Source organism: Tepidibacter aestuarii, assembly GCF_934924865.1.
Lineage (GTDB): Bacteria > Bacillota > Clostridia > Peptostreptococcales > Peptostreptococcaceae > Tepidibacter_A > Tepidibacter_A aestuarii.
On sequence record NZ_OW235315.1, the window covers coordinates 2,912,192 to 2,931,180 of the forward strand.

Annotated in this window: 14 protein-coding genes; 5 read left to right on the plus strand and 9 right to left on the minus strand. The window is 29.2% G+C overall.

Features of this window, described 5'->3' with window-relative positions:
- Positions 1–23: 23 nt before the first annotated feature.
- Together M2214_RS14250 and M2214_RS14255 are read left to right on the plus strand one after the other, a co-directional pair.
- Positions 24–614, plus strand: coding sequence for an OsmC family protein (locus M2214_RS14250; protein ID WP_248480121.1), 591 nt, complete (start codon positions 24–26; stop codon positions 612–614).
- Positions 615–642: 28 nt separating this feature from the next.
- On the plus strand, positions 643–861 hold the full coding sequence (locus M2214_RS14255; RefSeq protein ID WP_330651510.1) for a 7-cyano-7-deazaguanine synthase: 219 nt from the start codon (positions 643–645) through the stop codon (positions 859–861).
- Positions 862–913: 52 nt separating this feature from the next.
- Here the strand turns inward: M2214_RS14255 and M2214_RS14260 are convergent, their stop codons facing one another.
- From M2214_RS14260 to nhaC, 5 genes are all read right to left on the minus strand, one after another.
- Positions 914–1,126, minus strand: a complete 213-nt coding sequence (locus M2214_RS14260; RefSeq protein WP_248480123.1) for an alpha/beta-type small acid-soluble spore protein — start codon at positions 1,124–1,126, stop codon at positions 914–916.
- A gap of 23 nt (positions 1,127–1,149) precedes the next feature.
- Positions 1,150–1,341 (minus strand): small, acid-soluble spore protein, alpha/beta type, encoded by a 192-nt coding sequence (locus tag M2214_RS14265; RefSeq protein WP_248480125.1) that lies wholly within the window; start codon positions 1,339–1,341, stop codon positions 1,150–1,152.
- Between the two features lie 252 nt (positions 1,342–1,593).
- Positions 1,594–2,949 carry a sigma-54-dependent transcriptional regulator gene (locus M2214_RS14270; RefSeq protein ID WP_248480127.1) on the minus strand — a complete coding sequence of 452 codons (1,356 nt, stop codon included), beginning with the start codon at positions 2,947–2,949 and terminating at the stop codon, positions 1,594–1,596.
- The gene (locus M2214_RS14275) at positions 2,933–4,975 is read right to left on the minus strand and encodes an ATP-binding protein (RefSeq protein WP_248480141.1); all 2,043 of its coding nucleotides are present in this window, start codon (positions 4,973–4,975) and stop codon (positions 2,933–2,935) included. The genes M2214_RS14270 and M2214_RS14275 overlap by 17 nt, the downstream gene beginning before the upstream one ends.
- 85 nt (positions 4,976–5,060) lie before the next feature.
- Entirely contained in the window at positions 5,061–6,488 is a 1,428-nt protein-coding gene (gene nhaC, locus M2214_RS14280) for a Na+/H+ antiporter NhaC (protein ID WP_248480143.1), read from the minus strand.
- Positions 6,489–7,132: 644 nt separating this feature from the next.
- Between nhaC and M2214_RS14285 the strand changes: the two genes are divergently transcribed.
- Positions 7,133–8,473, plus strand: a complete 1,341-nt coding sequence (locus M2214_RS14285; RefSeq protein ID WP_248480145.1) for a radical SAM protein — start codon at positions 7,133–7,135, stop codon at positions 8,471–8,473.
- Positions 8,474–8,620: 147 nt separating this feature from the next.
- Here M2214_RS14285 and M2214_RS14290 read toward each other — a convergent pair whose 3' ends face one another.
- Both M2214_RS14290 and M2214_RS14295 read right to left on the minus strand, forming a co-directional pair.
- Positions 8,621–9,517: an HD domain-containing protein gene (locus tag M2214_RS14290; protein ID WP_248480147.1), complete on the minus strand. Its 897-nt coding sequence runs from the start codon at positions 9,515–9,517 to the stop codon at positions 8,621–8,623.
- A 90-nt stretch (positions 9,518–9,607) separates the two neighbouring features.
- Positions 9,608–13,870, minus strand: a complete 4,263-nt coding sequence (locus tag M2214_RS14295) for a 2-hydroxyacyl-CoA dehydratase (RefSeq protein ID WP_248480149.1) — start codon at positions 13,868–13,870, stop codon at positions 9,608–9,610.
- 304 nt (positions 13,871–14,174) lie between these two features.
- Between M2214_RS14295 and M2214_RS14300 the strand changes: the two genes are divergently transcribed.
- Together M2214_RS14300 and M2214_RS18200 are read left to right on the plus strand one after the other, a co-directional pair.
- Positions 14,175–15,428 carry a methyl-accepting chemotaxis protein gene (locus M2214_RS14300; protein ID WP_248480151.1) on the plus strand — a complete coding sequence of 418 codons (1,254 nt, stop codon included), beginning with the start codon at positions 14,175–14,177 and terminating at the stop codon, positions 15,426–15,428.
- 103 nt (positions 15,429–15,531) lie between these two features.
- Positions 15,532–15,654, plus strand: a complete 123-nt coding sequence (locus tag M2214_RS18200) for a hypothetical protein (protein WP_256466684.1) — start codon at positions 15,532–15,534, stop codon at positions 15,652–15,654.
- 53 nt (positions 15,655–15,707) lie between these two features.
- Here M2214_RS18200 and M2214_RS14305 read toward each other — a convergent pair whose 3' ends face one another.
- On the minus strand, positions 15,708–17,720 hold the full coding sequence (locus M2214_RS14305) for a methyl-accepting chemotaxis protein (protein WP_248480153.1): 2,013 nt from the start codon (positions 17,718–17,720) through the stop codon (positions 15,708–15,710).
- Positions 17,721–17,984: 264 nt separating this feature from the next.
- Positions 17,985–18,977, minus strand: coding sequence for a YiiG family protein (locus M2214_RS14310; protein WP_248480155.1), 993 nt, complete (start codon positions 18,975–18,977; stop codon positions 17,985–17,987).
- Between the last annotated feature and the right edge of the window lie 12 nt (positions 18,978–18,989).

The following is an 18,989-nucleotide window of genomic DNA, read 5'->3' on the forward strand; positions in this document are numbered from 1 at the left end:
ATGATAAGGAAGGTGTTATTGTTATGAAAATAACAAAATATTTATTAATTGGGTTTCTAGTTATATCTTTAGGATTAGTAGGTTGCAGCCAAGCAGAATCATCACAAGATACAAATAAGGATCAAATGACTACAGAAGCAACAGAAACAACTGAAAAACAGGATGATAATGCTGAGTTGACAACATTGAAAGCTGTTGTTAGATCAAAGGGTGGACTTAAAGTAGAAGCTGAATCTAGAGGTTTTAAAATAGTAATGGATGAACCTACAGAAGAGGGCGGAACAAATCAAGGTATGAACCCATGTGAAGCTGTACTTAGTGCTTTTGGAGGATGTCAAACTATTGTAGCTGTTGCCTATGCAGAGGAAATGGGAATAGATCTACAAGATTATTGGGTTGAATTAGAAGGCGATTTTGATATGAGAGGATTCGGAGGAGTAGAAGGAGTTTTCCCTGGATATACTGAAGTTAGATACAAGATACATATTAAAAGTGATTCACCTCAAGAAAAAATCAATGAATTTATTAGTTATGTAGAAAAAGTTTGTCCTGTAGGCAATACTATTGCTAGTCCAGTAAAAATGGTTAGATCTGATATAGTTGTGGAAAAGTAGAATAAATTTTAAAATTCACCAAGAGCTAATGTGGTATATCGCATTAGCTCCTCATTTTTTTGTTCTTATTAACGGAATTTCTGAATTAGATAATTTAGGGATACTTGATATAGTTAAAAACAAAACTTTAACGTGCTACAATGGAATTAAAGGAAATGGATGTGGAGATTGCCCTGCATGTAAATTAATAAAAAATGGGTATTTAGAGTTAAAAAAATTATATAATCTCTTAGTATATAAAAAATAAAATAGTCCCTACCTATAATTAGGAACTATTTTGTTTTTAGTTTTTCATAATTTTACTTCTTATTTATTAATTGTTTCTCAGCCATTTCAACTAGTTTTTTTGTCATTTGTCCACCAACATAGCCTCCAAAAAATGCATTTTTGCCAGCTGATAAGGTACCTTTATTATTAGAAAGTTCATCGGTTATTCCTAATTCATTTGCAATTTCATATTTCATTTGATTTAATGCTTTCATTGCATTTTGATCTACGGGTCCTTTAACCATATTTACTTCACCTCTTTTTTAGATTATTTTTCTTTGTATTCATTATTGATAGACATTTCTCCATTTAAGCTATTCTTATTGTTATAACTAAATAACCTAGATGGTAGTTTACCTTTATCAATAATTTTATCATTTATTCCCAATTCACTTCCTAACTCTTCCTTCATTTGATTAAGAGCTTCTCTTGCTTTAGGATTTATAGGTATTTTATTCATATTAGATTCACCTCGTATTTTAAAATATTTGTTTTTTTAATATTCTTTGTAATTTACTATTTTGAATACAAGGTAATTTAAGGTTAAGTTATTATTTTATTAAATAAACTTATTCGCGATATTTTCATAAATAGCTTTGATAAAGTACATAAAACCAGAAAGTAGATACGTGGATTTCGTTTGTACGAAACCTAAGTATCTACTAATAAAAAAATTCATCTTAATTTTTGATTTTCTAAATCCTTATATTTTTTATTTTATATTTATATCATATTCATTCAACTTATTATAAAGTTGTCTACTGCTTATATCTAAGATTTTTGAACACTTGTCTATTTTATAATTATTATTTTCCAAAACTTTTATAATATGATTCTTCTCACTTGATTGTCTAATCGCTTTTAAGGTTATACAGTTATCTTGAATATCTGGTTTAGAAAATATATCATAATATTGTACGTCATCTAAGGTTATAGTATTTCCTTCTGTAAAAACCACAAGTCTTTCAATTATATTTTTTAGCTCTCTAACATTTCCTGGATAATCATAATTTATTAAAAGATTTAAAAGCTTTTCATCTATTTTCTCAACCCTTTTTTTTGTCTCTAGTTGAGTCTTATGTAAGAAATAATCAATTAAAATCGGTAAATCTTCTTTTCGTTTTCTAAGTGGAGGTATTTCAATAATAACCGTACTTATTCTATAATATAGGTCTTCCCTAAAATTTTTATCTGCTATGGCTTCATTAAGATTTTTGTTCGTTGCAGAAATAAGCCTAAAGTCAGTTTTTATAACTTTATTACTTCCTATTCTTTCTATCTCTTTCCTATCAATATTTCTAAGTATTTTTATCTGAGTACTAAGAGGTATATCTCCTATCTCATCCAGAAACAATGTTCCATTATGAGATGCTTCAAACCTTCCTACCCTCATTGAGTTTGAACCTGTAAATGAACCTTTTTCATGACCATATAATTCTGATTCTAATAGTGAATCTGAAAATGAATAACAATTAACAGGCATGAAAATTTCATTCTTTCGTCTACTACACATATGAATGTACCTAGCAATAACCTCTTTGCCTACCCCTGATTCTCCTAATATCAACACATTTAAATCTGTCTGAGCTGCTTTTTCAGCAAGCTTAATTGTTTTTTTGAGTAACGGACTTTTAGATGTAAGTATGAATTCAGACTTTTTAAATTCTTTTTTTAATACACTATTTTCTTTGCTTAATAACTTTATTTTCTTGACCTTTTCAATATCAAAAATAAGCTCTTGTGGATTATTACTTTTTATAAAATAAGAAAAAGCACCATTTTTCATAGCATCTACTGCATTTTCAACACTACCAAATCCAGTTATGATTATACATTCAATTCCACAGTCTAAGGATTTTACATGCTCAAGTACCTTTATCCCACTAATTCCATCCATTATCATATCCGTAAGTACAACATCATACTCATTTTTATTTATCATATTAATTCCCATTTCTCCACTATGGGCTATATCAACAATATATCCTTTTTTCTCAAGAATTATTTTAAGAAGTTCTCTAAAATCTGCCTCATCATCAATCACCAGTAACTTAAGTGCTATTTCCATACTCAACACCCCTTTTCAAAATCATTATAGTAAACATTGTTCCTTTTCCTTCTACGCTCTCTACTTTTATATCCCCCTTGATTTTTAGTAGTTCTGAATAAACAATATATAGTCCTAAACCAGTTCCTTTTCCAGTAGGTTTAGTTGTAAAAAAAGGATCAAAAACTTTCTCTTTTAACTCTTCTGAAATTCCTACACCTTCATCTTTAATAATAATCTTTACGTGTTCTTCTAATGTATAATCACAAAATATCTCTATATTTCCACCACTCGGCATAGCATCTATAGCATTTGAAATTAAATTTATTAATATATGCTTAATGGATTCAGGATTTGAAATTAAATTTATATCATTAGAACATTTTAATATTACTTCAATATTATTTTCCTTAAATTTTTTATTAAAATATTGAAGTATCTCAAAAATTATATCTCTAAGATTAACTAATTCTTCAACATCATTAGTTAGTCTTGAAAATTTCAATAAATTATCAATGATTTTACTTGAACGGTTAACAGCACTATCAATTGCATTGAGTGCTTTTAGTTTATTAGGATCAAGATCATTATACTCATCTTCTAGTATAAATGTAGAATTCCTTATAACTCCGAGGGGATTCCTTAGTTCATGAGCAATACCAGAAGCCAATCTACCAATAGCCTCCATTCTATTTGAGTGTACAATTTTTTGTTCTTTAATTCTATCCATAGTAACATCTACAATCATTATGAGTTTTTGATCAATAATAACAAGTTCAGATTTAAGAGGATAGATACTTACTTCATAAAGTCTATTCTTATATTTATATTCTTTTTTCTCTAAGATTTTATTTTTACTATTTATATCCATACTCAATATTGAGTCATATGTATTATTAAAATCAACTAAAATATCAATACATTCAAATTTTTTATTCAAAATATTATCTATATCCATACTTATATATTTTAGAAAAGAACTATTTATATTTTTAATGATTCCATTGTTTCCTATGACTATTAGATAACTCTTCATACTATTAAAAGCTATCTGCAATTCATTTTTTGTAATTTCCAATTCATCAGTTTTTGATTTTACTAGTATCTTTAAACTCTTATTCCATAAATAAGTTGCATAACCTCCTATAATAACTAATATAATTAAAGTTATTATAGTAAGTTTTAATTTTTCATATTTGTTATCTTCATAAAATGAAGAAGAAAATCCACTCCATTTTTGATGTATCTTATCAAGAGTTCCTTTTCTTTTCAAATTAAAAATAGATTTATTGATTACTCCAAGTAAATTTTTCTTATCTTTCGTAACTCCTATTACACATTTTTTATCATATAATGGTTTTTCTAAAATCCTATAATTATCTAAATTTGATAACTCTTTTATGTGATACCATATTACTGGTTCATCTCCCATTACTAGGTCTACTTCATTATTATCAAGTAATTTCAATGCCTCCCCTAAATTATTCGTAAAAATAAAATCAGAGTCTATATTTAGACTTTTTAAATGCTCTATAGAATAATCTCCTTTTTGTACACCTATTAATTTACCTTTTAAATCATCAATATCATAAATATCCTTATTATTTTTATTAACAAGGATTAACCCCCTTAAACTATATATAGGATCAGAAAACTCAACGTATTTAGCCCTTTCTTTCGAAGGAATCATATCGCATAAATCCGTCTCACCTCTAGCTAAAGAATCTAGTGCTTCATTCCATACTATAGGTTTTGAAATAATTGGAATCCCTAATTCTATAGAAATTGCATTTATATAATCCACCACCAATCCCATATACTGGCCATTTTCTTTATAATATATACCTAAAGGTGCTTCATTAATATTTCCTCCATATATAAGAAATTGATTCTCTTTTAATAATCTATTTTCCTCAATAGTGAATTCTTTAGATAGTTTAAAATATTCGACTAAGTTAACATCATATTCCAGTTGTACAACCTCATTTATATAAAAACTTATAGATAATATAAATATAATTACAAAATACACAGTCTTTTTTTTCATATAATTCCCCCCAAAAAAATAAGAACCAGAGAATATCCTCTGATTCAATTATTTAACAATTTCTATTTAAAATCAATATTAATATTTAATTTTCATCTTTTGAACGAGCTAATTTAAGTTCTTCATTTTTTGAATTATTTTCTTCTAACGCAGCAACTGTAACCCCTACAAAACTCAAGATTATAACAACAAGAGGCATGGTATAATTAAAAACAGCCCATTTAAAATACATCAAAGTCGGAACCCCCAGTACTCCATATAAAAATGCTCCACATGTATTCCAAGGGATAAGTGCAGAAGTAACAGTTCCTGAAGATTCTAAAGCATTTGATAATGTTTTTGGATGAAGCCCCATTTTTTTATACGCTTGTGCATACATACGCCCTGGTAAAACGATCGCAATATATTGCTCAGGCATAGTCATATTACTTCCAATACAAGTAGCTACAGTTAAAGCGATTAATCCTTGAGCGCTTTTTATTCCCTTTAATAGTTTGTCAACTATAACCTCTAACTGCCCTGTTCTCTCCATTATTCCACCAAACATCATAGCAATTAATGTTAATGATATAGAGAACATCATATTCATAAGACCACCTGCAGTAAGAAGTCCATCAATAGATTCAATACCTGTTTGACTCACATATCCATCATAACTAACATTTAATATATCTCCAAAATTTGCTCCTTGGTATATTGGTGCTAAAACAGCTCCTAATATTATACCTAAAAATATCCCTGGTATAGCTGGCATCTTTTTAGCTATAGAAACAATAACAAGCAAGGGTGGTAAAAGTAATACTGGTGATATTTTAAATGCTCCTTCTAGCCCATCTTTCATAAGTTGAATTGAACTAGTATCAACGCTATTATTACCAAACTTCATACCAACAATACCAAAAACTATAAGTGCTATAGAATAAGATATCATTGTAGGCTTCATCATAAATTTTACGTGGGTAAACACATCTGTACCTGCCATGGCAGGAGCTAAATTAGTAGTATCAGATAATGGTGACATTTTATCTCCAAAATATGCTCCTGATATAATTGCACCAGCTGCAATAGGTGCTGGTATTCCTAACCCTTGAGCTATTCCCATCAAAGCAATACCTATCGTTCCAGCTGCCCCCCAAGATGTGCCTGTAGCTAAAGCAGTAATAGAACAAATAATCATGGTTGCAACTAAAAAAATCTTAGGAGATAAAATTTTAAGTCCATAGTATATCATCGATGGTACAACCCCAGATAATAACCAAACTCCAATCAAAACCCCTATAATTGCTAATATAACTATCGCTTGAAGAGCTTGACGAATTCCATCAAACATACTCTCTTCAATATCTTTCCATTTGTAACCAATCTTTAATGCTATTATTGCAGCAAAAGCCGTCCCTATCAGCATTGGAATATGGGGATTAGCTTCAAAAACCGCTATACCAATTCCCATAACAACCATCAAAAATCCGAACGACAACAAAGCTTCATAAATATGAGCCTTTCTAACTTCCATTCAAAATACCTCCCTAAATTTGAAATTTTATATTACCTAATTATCTATTTATATTTATATAGAGCAAATTTGATGCCAACTTTACATTCTTTTCATACTTTTTTAATTATACTGAATTTTCTGTTAATCATTAGTTCTAAAGTCGAATAAATTATAATCTAAATTTATATTTTGAAATTTTTTTCAAAAACTTTTGAAATTTTTTTCATTTTTAAAACATAGAGCTATATATTTATCTAAAAAAACAATACTACTTTCTTATATAAGAAAGTAGTATTGTTTTTTTGGTTAGTTTATTTTAATATTGGGTTTATAGGTTGTTCAATTTTACTATTTTCAATATTCAAATCTAACTTTGATATATATACTTGCTTCCTTTTTAATATAATTTACCTCTCTTTTAATTATTGTTTTATTTAATTCCAGAAATTCAGTACAGTAATAAATAATATTTCCGCATTTTTAGATATTTCCCAGGAAAAATAAACATTATAAGTCAGTACTATATAATTTCCAACATAAAAACAAGTTTTAAAGCTTATATTGTTAATTTTTTCATTTCTTAATTATTAATGTCATTTAATTTTATTGTACATATACTAGATGTAGTCGCTTTTAATTAGTACTAATCAAGGGGGTATATTATGAAATCTGTTAAAAGCTTACTTAGCTCTGCAGTTTTAAAGGAAGGGCTAAAATATATAGAAAAAGAACCTATGAAAAATCTTCCCAAGCTACTCAATTGGGCTGATAAATTAGCTTCAAAGGATTATCACAAAAACATTATTAATCATTTAAAAAATATTTGTAATAAAGAAGATAATAATTGGAACATATTTATCAAAAGATTTTTTAAAGAATTAAATCCAAACGTAAGAAACAAAGCTGTTACTAATTTTTTTCTTAATTCAGCTATTTTAGGATTGCCGATTAGAGATAAGAAAAAGCAAGAATACAATTGTAATGTTCCTTGGGCAATCTTAATGGATCCAACATCTGCTTGTAATCTTAACTGTACAGGCTGTTGGGCATCTGAATATGGTCAACATGCTTCTCTAGACAACGATCAAATAGATAAAATTATAACAGAAGGAAAGGAATTAGGAATTTATATGTATATTTTTTCTGGCGGTGAACCTCTAGTTAGAAAAGATGACTTAATAAAAATAGCACAAAAACATGATGACTGTATGTTCCTAGCCTTTACTAATGCTACTTTAATAGATGAAAATTTTGCTAAAGAACTAGCTGAAGTTGGAAATTTTGCATTAGCCATTAGTGTTGAAGGCTTTGAAGAAGAAACAGATATGAGAAGAGGAAAAGGTACTTATCAAAAAGTAATGGCAGCCATGGATTTACTAAAAAAAGAAGGTATTCTTTTTGGATTCTCAACATGTTATCACAGCAAAAATACTGAAGTTATTGGATCTGATGAATACGTTGATTTCTTAATAGATAAAGGTTGTATGTTTGGCTGGTATTTTACTTATATACCTATTGGAAAAGATGCTTCAATAAACTTATTAGCAACTCCTGATCAGCGTGAATACATGTATCATAAAGTAAGAAAAATGAGACAGGAAAAACCAATTTTTATGCTAGATTTTTGGAACGACGGAGAATATGTAAATGGATGTATTGCGGGAGGAAGAATATATCTTCATATAAATGCAAATGGAGATGTGGAACCATGTGCATTTATTCACTACTCCAATGTTAATATAAAAAATGTAAGTTTAATAGAAGCATTAAGATCACCACTATTTTTACAATATAAAGAAAATCAACCATTTAACAAAAACCATTTAAGACCATGTCCTTTATTAGATAATCCTGATAAATTAAAAGAAATGGTAGAAAAATCATCAGCATACTCAACTCAACCTATAGACAAAGAATCCGTTAATGATCTTACAGACAAATGTCAAGATATTTCAAAAAAATGGGCAGATACTGCTAAAGAACTTTATAACAAAGATAGCTAATAATAATGATATCTATTATATAAAAATAGCCTATAGTATGAACTCTTTTTACATTGTCCATCCTATAGGTTATTTTTTTATATCTGTAAACTTTTTTATCTGAAAGCTAAAGTTTTAGAACTCCATCTAAATTAAGTTTCGCTTTATTTACATATATAGTTTTGTTCCAATTCTTCTATCATATTCTGACCAATTATTTGGTTCTGTAATATTTCTAACCTGCTCTATTTTGTTTAACATTGCATCAACATAATCCGCATAATGTACTATGAACGCTTCCTCTGTTTTTGGAACCTTAGGTGAACCATATTCTAATTTCCCATGATGCTGAATTATACAGCTTTTGATCCTCATTTTAAAATCTTCACTATAAATATCTCCACCAGAACGAAAAGCCTCTTCTAACATAGTAACTCCCATAACTATATGCCCCTCCATATCTCCACGCATTGTTACAGAAAAAGGTCCATCAATTTTGTATTCTTCAATTTTGCCAATGTCATGTAACTTAGCTCCAAGAATTGCTATTTCCTTATACCTACAATTGTATCTATCTGTCATTATCTTTGCCAAATACATAGAATTCAAAGTATGTTCTGCAAGGCCTCCTAAATAATTATGGTGCTGACTAAGTCCTCCAATGCCTTTTTTAAATCTTTCTACAAATTTATTATCATTGAAAAAATATTCATCTAAAGCTCTACACTCATCACTTTCAAATACTTCTTTAGATATCCTATTCATTTCATCCATAATATCTTCAATCGGTCTTTCAACACTAGGAAGAAACTCTTCTATATTAAATGTTTTTTCCTTTTTAAAACTCTGTACATTAAGAACACCATCTTTGGTTGCCTTAACAGAAATTACATCGCCTACCTCTAACCTATCCGTACTATCAGGAATATGAGCCTTTACATCTCCAGTTTTATCTCCAATAAAAGCAATAAGAGTACCTTCTCTTCTAGCAAGCTTCTTTATTATCATAAAACTTGATTTAAAACTTTCATTATCATTTATATCTTTAACAAAAATACTTTTCATAGTCTCTTCCTTTCTATGACAAATTTGAAAATCCGCTTTATCTTCTTATTTTTTCACTATATATATTTTTTATCCTTGATAAAGCGAAACTTAATCAATAAATACTGTTTCCCCTTCTTCATAAGATTCTGTTTCCTCTAGATTTTTAAATGCTACTGAAAGCATGAGCTTAATTCTATTGAACTGATTAACCTCACTTGCACCTGGATCATAGTCAACTGTTAGAATATTCGAATCTGGATATTTTTCTTTGAGTGCTCTTATCATTCCCTTTCCTGTCACGTGATTAGGTAAACATGCAAATGGCTGCATACAGACTATATTCTTAACTCCGCTTTCTAGCAGTTCTATCATCTCAGCAGTTAAAAACCATCCTTCTCCAGCATGATTACCCAGTGAAAGAATCTTTTGAGCATCTTCAGCAAGATCCTGTATAGTTTTTGGATTTTTAAACCTCTTGCTATTTTCAAGCGCTTCTCTAGAGTACTTTCTAAAAACTTCAATATATTTAATTCCCATATTATTAACTAAAGCCTTTAATTTACTTTTACCAAGATATTTACTCTTAAAGTTTGAATTATATAAACTGTATAAAAAGAAATCAATAAGATCAGGCATTACTACTTCTCCACCTTCATCTTCAATTGTTTTGATAATGTGATTATTAGAATATGGATTGAACTTTACAAATATTTCACCAGTTACTCCTATCTTGGGTTTTCTAATATTATTTAGGGGTATATTATCAAAATCTGCTACAATGCCATTTATAATTTCTTTTGATTGAAATAAATTTCCTTTTATAATATTTTCTATACAAATTTTTTTCCATTTAGCATGTAATTTTTCTGTTTGGCCTGTAACAATTTCATAAGGCCTTGTTCTATATATTAATTGCATAAAGAGATCACCATACAGTATAGAGATAATCATTCTATTTATCATAGTAAGTGTGATTTTAAATCCTGGATTTTGCTCTAATCCTCCACCATTGAGCGATAGCACAGGAATGTTGCTAAAACCTGCATCTTCTAGAGCTTTTCTTAAAATAGGTATATAGTTTGTAACTCTGCAAACTCCTCCTGTTTGTGACATAATTACAGATGTATTATCTTTATCATAACCTCCATATTTCAATGCACTTATAATCTGTCCAGCAATTAATATTGATGGGTAACATGTATCATTATTGACATATTTTAATCCTTCTTCTATAACTGTTTCATCAACATCTGGAAGTATCTTAAAATTATAGCCACAACTTTTTATTGCTTGCTCAAGTAATTCAAAATGTATTGGTGAAAGCTGAGGTCCAAGAATAGTATGATTTTTTTTCATCTCATTAGTAAAAATAATCCTATTCTTAGGTTCCTTCAGAAGCTTAGGTTTAATATCATTCTTCTCTCTTTCCTGCATAGCTGCTTTTAATGATCTAAGTCTTATTCTGTTTGCTCCCAAATTATTAACCTCATCTATTTTTATTAAAGTATATATTTTATTATTATTTTCTAATATTTCTGCAACCATATCTGTTGCAATAGCATCTAAACCACATCCAAATGAGTTTAACTGTACTACCTCCAAATAATCTGTCTTGCTTACAAAAGTTGCTGCTGCATAAGCTCGTGAATGATATGTCCACTGGTCTACTACTCTTAAAGGCTTATCAATCTTTCCTAGATGTGCTACCGAATCTTCTGTAAGTACAGCCATCCCTAAACTAGTTATAAGTTCTGGAATACCATGATTGATTTCGGGATCGATGTGATAAGGTCTTCCACACAGAACAATTCCTTTTTTACTAGTCTTTTGTAAATATTCAAGCGTCTCTTCTCCTTTTTTTCTTATATCCTCTTTAAACTTCTCATTTTCTTTTATTGCCAGCTTAAGAGCTATATCAATTTCACTCTTTTTAAAACCATACTTCTTAAAAGTTTCATAAAGAACCTTTGAAAGTGCTTTTTTATTATCCAAGGTAACAAATGGATCTATAAATTCAATATTTTTCTTTTTTAAAATTTCCATATTGCTTTTTATAACCTCTGGATATGATATTACTAATGCACAATTTAAATTATTATCACTGTGGTCAAATTCTTTCTTTTCATAAAAAACACAGGGATAAAATATCATGTCTACGTCTTTTTCAACAAGACTCATGATATGGCCATGGCTTAGTTTTACAGGATAGCAAGCTGACTCTGATGGTATAGTTTCCATTCCTTTCTCATATATATTCTTATTACTTATTGGTGATATCTCCACTCTAAAACCCAGCCCCGTAAGGAATGTAAACCATAGAGGATAGTTTTGATAAATATTCATCACCCTTGGTATACCTATAACTGCTCTTGCCTTTTCTTTCTTTAGTGGAATATACTTAAACAATCTTTTGTACTTATAATCATATAGATTTGGAATATCGTTGATTAGATTAGATTTTTCACTTCCTCTATCACATCTATTACCACTTATAAACCTGCTTTTATTATCAAACTTATTAATAGTAAGTAGACAGTTATTGGCACATGCACCACATCTACGGTGATGAATTTCACTTTTAAAGTTATCCAGATTTTCTATAGTTAGTAAACTGCTTTTTTCTCCTTTACTATATCTTTCCTTTGCAATTAATGCACATCCGTATGCTCCCATCATGCCAGCAATCTCAGGTTTAATAACTTTTTTACCTAGAATTAATTCACAACTTCTAAGCACTGCATCATTATGAAAAGTTCCTCCCTGGACTATAATTTTCTCACCAATATCTTCTGGATTTTTAACTTTTATAACCTTTTGAAGAGCATTGTTTATAACTGAATATGAAAGTCCTGCAGATATATCACCAACACTGGCTCCTTCCTTCTGTGCCTGCTTAACCTTTGAGTTCATAAACACTGTACATCTAGATCCAAGATCAACAGGCTCCTTTGCAAGTAATGCCATTTGGCTAAACTCTTCAACTGTCAGATTCATTGATTTAGCAAATGTTTCAATAAATGAGCCACATCCTGAAGAACACGCTTCATTGAGCATTATATTTTGTATTACTCCATTTTTGACCTTCAAGCACTTCATATCCTGTCCACCAATATCTAATATAAACTCTACTCCTGGTAAAAACCTTTCTGCAGCCTTGTAATGTGCAACAGTTTCAATCTCTCCAATATCTATATTTAAAGCACTTTTTATTAGTCCTTCTCCATAACCTGTTACAGCAGACTTTACTATCTCTGCCTGTTGAGGAAGCTTATTATATAAATCTTTGATTACGTCTAACACCATTTTAAGCGGATGCCCTTCATTACTTCCATAATAGCTATACAGTATCTCACTTTGTTCACCCATTAAAACTACCTTTGTAGTTGTTGAACCTGCATCTATACCTAAAAAGCAGTTTCCTTTATAACTTGGTAAATCTTCTTTTCTTACTCCTGCCATTGAATGTCTATTTCTAAATTCGATTAATTCTTCTTCATTATTAAACAGTGCTCCTAATCTCTTTACCTCATGTTCATTTCTCTTTTCTAATTCACCTAATCTATCATAAAGTTCCTTGAACTTGTAAGGTTCATTTTTTATTGAACTGATAGCTGCTCCTATTGCAACAAAATAATGTGAATTAGGAGGAAATATAACCTGATCTTGGGTTAAATTTAGAGTTTCTACAAACCTCTGTCTTAATTCTGAAAGAAAATAAAGAGGGCCTCCTAAAAATGCAATTTTACCCTTTATAGGTCTTCCACATGCAAGACCACTAATTGTCTGCGTAACTATACTTTGAAATATCGATGCTGCTATATCTTCTTTTGCTGCTCCTTCATTTAGAAGTGGTTGAACGTCACTTTTTGCAAAAACACCACATCTTGCTGCTATTGGATATATATTTTTATATTTCTTAGCAAGTTCATTTAGACCTTCGGCATCTGTTTTAAGAAGTGATGCCATCTGATCTATAAATGCTCCTGTACCTCCTGCACAGGTACCATTCATTCTTTGCTCAACTCCATTTTTAAAATATGTAATTTTAGCGTCTTCTCCTCCAAGTTCTATTGCAACATCTGTATTTTGAATAAACTTCTCAACTGCTAAATTGCAAGCAATTACCTCCTGAATAAAAGGAATATTGAGCTGTTTTGAAATTCCAAGTCCACTAGAGCCACTTACCTTAACTGTAATGGATCTTTCACTAAACTCATTATAAATTTCTTCAATAAGTTCCTTTATACTTTTTTTAATATCTGAAAAATGTCTCTTATATTTGCTATATATTATATTTTCATTTTTATCAAGTACTACAGCTTTAATTGTTGTTGATCCAACATCAAATCCAACATGTAATATTTCCTTCATACTACACCTCTTTCTATTAACTATCACAATAGATACTTTTTCCATTTCTTGTGCATTTTATAATAAATAAACGAAAAAAGTATATAAACTTTAATCTAATACTGAACAACGCCCTAGATGTGTAATATGAAAAAACATAATTTATTAAAAATTCGTCTAATTTCTACGCACTGACTCATGTTGCCAACGATCTCTACGAGCTCAGTTGCTCAAAAATAATTGGAAGCATAGATATTTATCTGATTAAGATGAATGCAAGTTTGGTAAGTATATAATATAGATTGAAATAAATTGGAGGTATGTTATGCTCAATTCAATTAAGACAAAATTAATATTAGTTATAGTACTTTTTTCAATACTACCACTTTTTTTAGTACAAATTAGTTTAAATATGGGGATGAGTAATAATATTAATAATACTATCTTTTTAGTAATGGGTTTATGGATAGTAATAGGTTCTATATTTTCAAGTATAATTTACACTTATTTTATAAAAAGAGTACATAATATTGCACAACTAATGAAACAATCTGAAAATGGAGATTTAACAGTTAGATCAAATATAAAAACTAAAGATGTAATTGGATTGTTATCAAGTAACTTCGATAATATGGTTTCAAAAATATCAGATATTATAGGTGATGTAGATAAAATGTCTACACAGGTATCAGAGTCTGTAGCATTTATAAAAGATTCATCAAGTACTAATATAGCTATAGCAAAAGAAGTTTCGAAAGCTATAGAAGATATAGCAAATGCAGCTACTTCTCAAGCTATGAGTGCATCCAATACAATTGATTTAAGTAATAACATGAGTATGATGATGAATGAGGTTCATAATGTAATAGATAAAAGTAGAAACTATTCTAAAATGGCTTTGGAAAATAGCAAAAAAGGTATAATGGTTGTAGATAAATTAGAAAAAAAATCAAATGAAACTGAAGATGCTTCAAAGGAAGTATCTAATTTAGCCTATAATTTAAATGAGAAAATGGGACTTATTTCGAATATATCTGACTCAATCAAAAAAATAGCAGATCAAACGAATTTACTTTCATTAAATGCAAATATTGAAGCTTCTCGTGCTGGAGAAGCAGGAAGGGGATTTGCTGTAGTTGCTGATGAAATAAGAAAGCTAGCTTTAGAAGTAGGAAAGTCTTCTGAAGAAATACATAACTTAATCAATCAAATTCAAGAAGAAACAGATGCTACGACTACTAAAGTAAATGAAATAAGTACTATAATAGAACAACAAAATACAGCAGTAAAAGGTGCTAGAAACGTATTTAATAGAATAATAAATTCTGTTGAGAATTCAAATGAAAGAATAGAGAATTTATATCAGGTAAATCATAATTTAGAAAATAAAATAAATGAAGTTATAGATTCAATAAGTCAAATTGCATTAGTTGCGGAGCAATCCGCCGCTTCATTAGAAGAAGTTAGTGCATCAAGTCAAACACAACTTAGTACAATAGAAGAACTTATTGCTCAAATAGAAATGCTAGATGATCTTTCTAGTAAAGTTAAATCATCTATACATTCATTTAAATTATAATTTAAATAAATGTATAGAAAAAACACTTGATTAGACAGATGAAGAAAAACAAAAAGTTTCAAATAGAGTTGATTTTTTACTTAATAAAGTTACTGATTTAAACTTGAATATACCTGATAAAATAAATTTTATTAAAACAGATGTTACGGAAGAAGGTGGAGCTGCCTATACTAGAGATGAATATATTTCATTAACTCAAGAATTTCTAAGCAATTTATCTGAATAGGATATAATCATTCAAAAGCCCAAACATATTTTATGCTTGGGCTTTTTTTATTCCTATAAATTAAACTTAGAAACACTGAACTGCATTTCTTCTGCTAATTTAGCCAACGCTTCACTAGCACTTGTAATTTGCTCCATAGAAGCAGTTTGCTGTTCAACTGATGCAGAAACTTCCTCTGTTCCTGCTGCATTTTCATCAGATATAGCTGAAAGATTATCAATAATGCCAATAATCTGATCTTTTTTAGCTTCCATTTCACGACCTGATTGATTAATAATATCTATTGCTTTCTTCATTTTTTCAATAGCAATTGCAATTCCTTCAAATTTTTCATTAGTCTTTTCTACACTATCAGTTTGAGATGCTACAATTTTTCCTACTTCCTGTATCGTATTCACTGCATCTCCTGTTTTACTTATAAGCTCTTGAATAACAGTTGATATTTCATCTGTAAAGGCATTAGATTGCTCTGCTAATTTCCTTATTTCTTCAGCTACAATAGCGAACCCTTTCCCTGATTCACCTGCTCTTGCTGCTTCTATAGCTGCATTAAGTGCTAATAAATTGGTTTGGTCAGCTATGCTCTTAATCATTTGACTTGCTTTTTCAATTTTTTCTGCACTGTCATTAGTATTTATTATGATATCATGTACATCTTTAGATGCCTTATTATTGAGATTTGTCTTTTCTACTAAATCTCTCAAAACATTTAGTCCTTCATCCTTTAATTTACTTACTTCATCAGCTGAAATATTTAATTCTATTACATTTTTTTGATCTTCTTCTATTAGCTTTCCTAACTGATTAATATGCATTGCACCATCTTCTGTGTTCTTTGCCTGTTCACTTGCTCCATATGCTATCTCTTCTATAGTTCGAGCTACTTCACCTGCAGCTATTGCTGATTGCTCACTTATAGCATTTAGTTCTTCTGATGAATATGCTACCTGCTCAGATCTCTCTGCTATATTCTTTATTAAATCTGTGAAATTCATCTGCATTGTTGACAAAGAATCCGTAATTAATCCAATTTCATCTTTGCGTTCTAAATACTTAATAGACTTTGAATTTTCATCAAATGTTAAATCGTATTTTGATAATCGATCTATAATTTGAGATAGTACCTTAATAGGATCTGCAATCATTCCACTAATAAAATAAGTAATAACTATACCTAATAAAATAATAATTACAGTTATAGTTCCAAGACTGTATCGTAATTTATTAACATCTGCTAAAATTTCATCTTTCTCTACAGCTACAGCGATAATCCAAGGGCTATTCTTAACGGGTGCAAAACCCATCATTCTTACTTTTCCTTCATATAAATATTGATCTACTCCTTCTTCTCCTTTTATCATGCGTTTTTCTATAATATTAGCAAATTCTACTAGGTCAGGGTTATTTTTTGAATCTTCAATCGGGCTAGATCTTTTAATAACTAGGTCTGTATCTTCATGCCCTGTAATTATACCTTGAGTATTAATCATATAGGCATATCCATTTTCACCATAGTGAATATCTTTTACGATTTGACTTAAAGCTAATCCATCTCTCCAACCATAAAATACTCCTATAATTTTGCCATCTTCCTTAACAGGTGTAGCAAAAATAATAATTGCGCCATCTCCTAATTTACTGATTATTATATCTGAAAAAGACGTTTTCCCAGCCAATGCATCTTTATAATATTGTCTATTTCTAATATCTATTGTTGTTTGACTTGAATCAAACATTATAGATTGTCCTTTAGTATTTGCAAGTGCAAACCCAGTATATCCAGCTCTCTGAGCTTCCTTTTGTAAAAAATCTACTTTTTCTTCCCAAGAAATATCTGAATTAGTTATAATAGGATTTTCTGCTATAGTTTCTATATATAATTTTTGTGTATTAATGCGAGCTTCAACATATTTGCTTGCCTCAATCGCAGTATTTGATAATGTTTCTTCAGTTTTAGCCATAAGTGCTTTTGAAGAACTTTCTATTGATAAAAAGCCCAACACTCCTGATGAAATTAATAATATCAATGCAAAAATAATAATTAACCTACTTTTAATAGATTTCATACCTATTTTTCCCCTCTCTTTTAATATTTTAAAATATATTCATTTTGTAATTTTATGCAAAATTATGCATTTTTTTGTCATTGGCATACGCCTATTAATTATATATTCCATTCTAAATGTTTACAACATCTTTTCCAAAATTTGTTTAAATGATATTCTTAATCTTTATTCCTATTTCGAGCACAAAATAAAATGCGTTGGAGAGAGTTTATGTTTTCTCAACCAACACATTAAATATACCACTATTATTTTGAAATGCGTTTTCTATTTTATTTTAATATACTCATAAACTGCATCCTTAATCTTCTTAGTGTAATATTCTGGAGTTCCATAATCCTTATTTTTATTTTTATTTCCGTTCTGTGCTCTAGTCAAAATATCAGTAGCAGCGGCCTTAACATCTGTTATACGGTACTTAAACACATTTGCATATTCAAAATTTGGATCAAGCTTTTCTTTCTCAATTCTATCCAAGTCCTTTGAATATTCTAAGAATTTGTTGGTATCTTGAACTAATAAATTATATTTTTCTTTAAATTTATCAATATTTAAATCTGATATATTTTCACAAGTAATACCTTGATTATTGAGCTCACTCTCCAAACTTTTAGCTTTTAATATAACACTTAAAGCATAGTATCTTATCATAAAATCGTTTTTCTTAAAGTTTTCAAGATCTTCTCTACTCTTATCTAAGAAAACAACTTCAAAATGAGAAGAGAATTTTTTAGCCAATGGTTCAAACTCATTATATTTTAAATATATTTTTTTATGTAATGCTTTACCTTTAACAAAATCATCATCAATGTAAGACTTTAATTTATAGTATGAATCTGCTTCATCTAATAAATCTATCAATTCTTTTAACTTTGGATCTAATGCCTTTACATAATTATCCAGATCATTAAAAAAAGGTTTCTTAAAAGCATATTTTAAGCTTTCCTGAACTTCTATCTTTTTAACTTCTAAAAGAGTTCCAGTATAAATATCAGAATTTTTGTCAACTTTAATTTCTGGAGTATCTCCGAACTTTTCAAAGTAGTAATTCAGAGAGTTTTTTAGCTTTCCTGTAATAAAATTATCTAAAGCAATATAAGAAGTATATTTTTCATTATTTAATGACTCTGTATCATTAAATATAGAGTTCTCTTTTTTAGATTTATCTAAATGCATAGCATCTTTAATATTTCCACAAGAAGTTAAAAAAGTAGATATAGTTATAACTATTGCTATAATAAGAAAATTTCTTTTTAGCACAGAGTCTCCCTC